Below are 4,702 nucleotides of genomic sequence, written 5' to 3'. Positions count from 1 at the left end.
TAATGGTGAGGTTGACCCAGAAAAGTCTCGATACAGTTATTTATCTGTAGGTGTTCCTGGTACCGTAGCTGGGTTAACCATGGCACTGGAAAAATACGGCACTATTTCCTTAGAACGGGCATTACAACCAGCTATAGAATTAGCAGAAAAAGGGTTCCCAGTTTCTGAAGATTTGTTCCGCTCTCTGAGATACTCTCAGCAGCGAATGCAGGCTTCTGAGGCGAGTATGGCTATTTTTTATAAGCCAGGGGGCGTGCCTTATCAGGTAGGGGAAATCTTGATACAAAAGGATTTAGCCCGTAGTTTAAAGCTGATTGCTAAACATGGGGCTAAAGCCTTTTATGAAGGTGCGATCGCATCGGCTATCGTAGCAGACATGGAAGCCAATGGTGGTCTGATTACCAAAGAGGATTTAGCGACCTATAAACCCGTGATTCGAGAGCCGATTCGGGGCACTTATCGGGGCTATGAGATTTATTCTATGCCACCTCCAAGTTCTGGAGGTATCCATCTGGTGCAGATGTTGAATACCTTAGAAGCATTTCCGATTCGGAAACTGGGACATAATACTGCCCAAACCATTCATTTAATGACGGAAAGTATGAAGTTAGCTTATGCTGACCGTTCTAAGTTTTTAGGAGATCCTGACTTTGTGCCCGTTCCGATTGCTGAATTAACCTCTAAAACCTATGGTGAAAGCATCCGTCAACGGATTAATCCCTATCAAGCAACTCCCAGTTCAGAAATTGCCCCTGGTAATCCTACTCAACGGGTAGAAAGCAATGATACCACCCATTATTCAGTGATGGATAAGTATGGCAATGCTGTTGCTAATACCTATACTTTAAACTTCAGCTATGGCAGTAAAATTACAGTACCGGGAACGGGTATTCTCCTCAACAATGAAATGGATGATTTTTCAGCTAAGCCAGGAGTCCCTAATGCTTTTGGGTTAACTGGAGCAGAATTCAATGCTATAGCACCGGAAAAAAGAATGCTGAGTTCTATGACCCCAACAATTGTGCTCAAAGATGGTAACCCTTATCTAGTCACTGGCAGTCCCGGGGGGAGTAGGATTATTACCACCGTTTTGCAATTGATTATGAATGTAATTGATCACCAGCTCAATATTGCTACAGCTACTAATGCCATTCGGGTACATCATCAATGGTTACCGGATCAACTTTTTATAGAACAGGGTTTGAATGGTGATACAATCCAGTTATTGAAGTATAAAGGATATAAGATTTCGGTGGCTAATGCTATGGGGAGTACCCAGAGTATTATGTACATTAACAATTCATTTGAAGGTGCATCTGATCCTCGCCGACCTGGTGCCTTAACCTTAGGTTATTAACATAGCATTTACTTTAGCAATCCGTGTAGGAATTGTGGGAGTTTTGGATCGTAAATTCCCTACTCCCGTCTTGATGCAAAGCGCGAGTGGGGGAAACCACGCCAGTTGCTCATGGGGGGAACCCCCGCATGAAGGCACTGGCTCCCCAAGACCGCGCTGCATCGCTACTCCCTACTCCCTACTCCCTACTCCCTACTCCCTATTCCCTATTCCCTATTCCCTGTTCCCTTTGCTATTACATGCCTCCACCTGAGCCTAAGAATAAATGCCTAGATTGCTTAGGGATGAAATTGGAAGGAACGCTGATTCCGCCAAATAAACAAAAACGTAAGTTTTGGCAAAAACCCTCTAAAATCCCGCAGATTCATTTATACCTAACCATCCAATTTAAGCAACAGTGGGAACAGTTGCTCGAAGGTCGTGTTAAATTTGGACTCAAAGGTGGAGTACTGCGTCTTCATCTCCAAAATGGTAATATCCCCTATGAATTCCGTGACCTTGGTGGTTATCTTCAACTGGTAACAGTAGGTAATCAACAGTCATCATGGCCTAGTTGTGATATCAACCAGCGTCCAACAGATCCTAATGGCAACAGGGAAAAAGGGGGAGGTGTTGTTACTCCAGAAGCTACCCAATCGCAATCCCACGAGACATCCCAACTAGAATATCAACCAGAATTCTACGAGACATCCCAACTGCAATCCTACGAGACATCCCACGAGACTGACCAAGTTTCCTGGTGCCACATTACCAATCAAGTTTCGGCAGAAAATCCTGCCTGGATTTTTGAAGAAGAGAAGGGGAATGGTGTTTTATTTGGTTCCCTGAATCGGGTAAAGCTAGCAACTGTCAATGTCACTGCTTTACCCTGTTGTATCCAAGCAATCTTTGAAGTATCCCAGCGGGATATTTGTGTAACTGAAGTTGAGGGGTTGTGGTCCTCAAACCTTACCCGCAATAAAACCGTTGTGCTAAACAGACTGATTGTGGAACATTTGTTGGTAACTAGACTTAAGCCCTATCTGTCTCGAGTGGAATTGCAATATGGGTGAGGAAAAATCTCAACCGATTCTGCTAAGCCTGATCAAGCGGGTTTTAGTGGCAGAAACAGACAATCTTGAGCAGTTGACCGCAATGGTTGGGCTGAATCTGGCTGATGACTTCACTGCAGCTGACTTAAGTTACACTGACCTCAGCCAAGCTAGGTTGATGGCAGCGGATTTCAGAGGAACGGATTTCCGGGGGGCTAACCTCCAAGGTGCCAACTTATGTAATGCTGACTTGAGGGGGGCTGATTTCAGTCGTGCGAATCTAAGCATGAGCCACTTCAGGAGTGCTAATCTCCAGGGGGTAAGCCTTGGTGGTGCTGACCTGAGGGGGATACGATTAGATGGGGCTAATGTCAGGGATGGTGATCTCAGTGGTGCTGACTTGAGGGGAGCTGACGTCAGGAAAACTGACCTGACTGGTGTCAATCTTAGCGAGGCTAAATTGGGAGGTGCTTACCTCCAGGGGGCTAAACTCAGGGGGGCTAATCTGGGTAGTGCGATTTTGAGCAGAGCTAACCTTCAGGGCACTAACTTCATCCGTGCCCACCTGGGGGGGGCTGATTTGAGGTGTGTTGATTTATCTTATGCTAACTTGAGCCGTGCTGAGCTTAGTGAAGCTAATCTCAAAGGTGCGAAACTGAGGGGAACTAATCTCAAAGGTGCTGATTTAAGTTTAGCAGATATGACCCAAGTCTGCCTGATTCGTGCTAATTTGAGTTATGTCCATCTGATTCGTGCCAAGCTACGCAAAGCTGAGCTGATTCGTACTGACTTAAGTCACAGTGATCTCAGGGGAGTTGATCTTCAGGGAGCTGACTTGAGTTTGGCTATCTTTGAAAATGCTGACCTTAGGAGTGCTAATCTCAGAAGTGCGAAGATGAATCTTACCGAGTTACATGGTGCCAATCTCAGGGGGGCTGATTTTAGTGATGCTGACATTAGGGGGGCAAAAGTTAAAGGGGCTAGGTTCGCTAAAAATAGAGGTATTTCTAATCAGATGAGACGGGTTTTGATGCGGTTAGGGGCAATTTTTGAAGATGATGACCGCGATAGCTCTATAGTAATTATTCCTCGTTAAGTTACGGAGTATCTGTCGGTAAATTGTAGCGCTGGGGGCAGGGAATCGGGAATCGGGAATCGGGAATCGGGAATCGGGAATCGGGAAAAAGTTATGAAAAAACTTTTTATATAAGTTTTAGCAATTCCTCTTGATGCAGTAGCGAGTAGGGTGCGTTAGGCTTGGCCTTAACGCACCCACAAGATCTATTACAAGACCGCGATCGCATTTCTTCAAGCAACGTTATCCCCTGAGGTACGTAAGGGAATTAGAGGCAGCAGGGGAGACAGGGGAATCAGAGACACCTTTGAGGTTTCAGTCTTGGCAGGCTCGGGTGCTTGGAAAGGTTGCTCAAATTGCTCAAACTGCATTTCGGACACTGGTTGCTGTAACAATTTTTCTAATGCAATTTGCGGTTGGACTTCAGCAATATCTTCTTCGAGGATTTGATTGAGCTTAATTTTGTCTTCTATTTCCAGAGTAGTAATTGCTTCGACAAGAGATTCGAAAGGAATTAGCATTTTGACAGCAGCTTGTATCATATTTTACCTTCCGGGATTATGTTTATATGATTACTTAAGTTACTATAGTAGCCCCAATTTACCTCTGTGGTAACTCCAGTTTATGTTTATTAACATAAAATTCCAAGTCAGAATTTTAACTGTTGACTATTTTACAAAAATGTGTTTAATCCAGCCATAAAATTTAACCAGCTATGGTTATTGTCAACAGATCAGGACATAGGATTAAAATGAGCAAAAATGTAGTTAAACATACTATTAAGCATGGAAAACTACTTTTCTCTGGCTTACTAAGCAGGGATTCTAGGATGTCTGTATAATTACTCTAATAAAAATCTCCCGATCTCCCCATCCTCACAGGGGTAGGTTGTTTACATTTAGGTCGGGAGTCGGGAGTCGGGAATCGGGAGCGGTGCGACCCCGCGCTTTTTCAAAGCTAAGCGTGAACGCGCACTCCCTGGGAGTCGGGAGTCGGGAAAAGCAGGAAATGGGGAGAATTATCCCGGAAATTATTGTGTATTTTGATACGAATTTTGAGGAATTTCTACGTAATCAAAGTACCTACTCGCCCCTTTGTAAAAAACCTACCCTTGTAAGATCTCCCCATCTCCCCATCTCCCCACCCTTCCCACACTTCCCACACTTCCCGCGCCCCTGCCCCATCTCCCCATCTCCCCATCCCCCCCTCTCCCCATCTCCCCATCCCCCCCTCTCCCCA

The 4,702-nt window shown here is 45.0% G+C and carries 4 protein-coding genes; 3 read left to right on the top strand and 1 reads right to left on the bottom strand.

All coding sequences use genetic code 11. From position 1 onward, the window contains the following. The 3 genes from ggt to F6K49_RS35655 form a co-directional block, all read left to right on the top strand. A partial coding sequence (gene ggt, locus F6K49_RS35665) for a gamma-glutamyltransferase (protein ID WP_293104377.1) occupies positions 1 to 1,357 on the top strand: 1,357 nt, incomplete at its 5' end. Between the two features lie 128 nt (positions 1,358 to 1,485). Continuing rightward, a complete protein-coding gene (locus F6K49_RS35660; RefSeq protein ID WP_293027804.1) occupies positions 1,486 to 2,409 on the top strand; it encodes a hypothetical protein in 924 nt (307 codons plus the stop codon). Then, positions 2,402 to 3,484 (top strand): pentapeptide repeat-containing protein, encoded by a 1,083-nt coding sequence (locus F6K49_RS35655; protein ID WP_293027808.1) that lies wholly within the window; start codon positions 2,402 to 2,404, stop codon positions 3,482 to 3,484. The genes F6K49_RS35660 and F6K49_RS35655 overlap by 8 nt, the downstream gene beginning before the upstream one ends. Positions 3,485 to 3,696: 212 nt before the next feature. Here the strand turns inward: F6K49_RS35655 and F6K49_RS35650 are convergent, their stop codons facing one another. Further along, positions 3,697 to 3,984, bottom strand: a complete 288-nt coding sequence (locus F6K49_RS35650; RefSeq protein WP_293027813.1) for a hypothetical protein — start codon at positions 3,982 to 3,984, stop codon at positions 3,697 to 3,699. Between the last annotated feature and the right edge of the window lie 718 nt (positions 3,985 to 4,702).

It is taken from the genome of Moorena sp. SIO3I6 (assembly GCF_010672095.1).
This window is presented reverse-complemented; position numbering and strand designations above follow the sequence as displayed.

Bases quoted from the DNA above. Each gene is read 5' to 3' on its own strand.
- F6K49_RS35655 (WP_293027808.1), top strand. From the start codon at position 2,402: ATGGGTGAGGAAAAATCTCAACCGATTCTGCTAAGCCTGATCAAGCGG.
- F6K49_RS35660 (WP_293027804.1), top strand. From the start codon at position 1,486: ATGAAGGCACTGGCTCCCCAAGACCGCGCTGCATCGCTACTCCCTACT.
- F6K49_RS35650 (WP_293027813.1), bottom strand. From the start codon at position 3,984: ATGCTAATTCCTTTCGAATCTCTTGTCGAAGCAATTACTACTCTGGAA.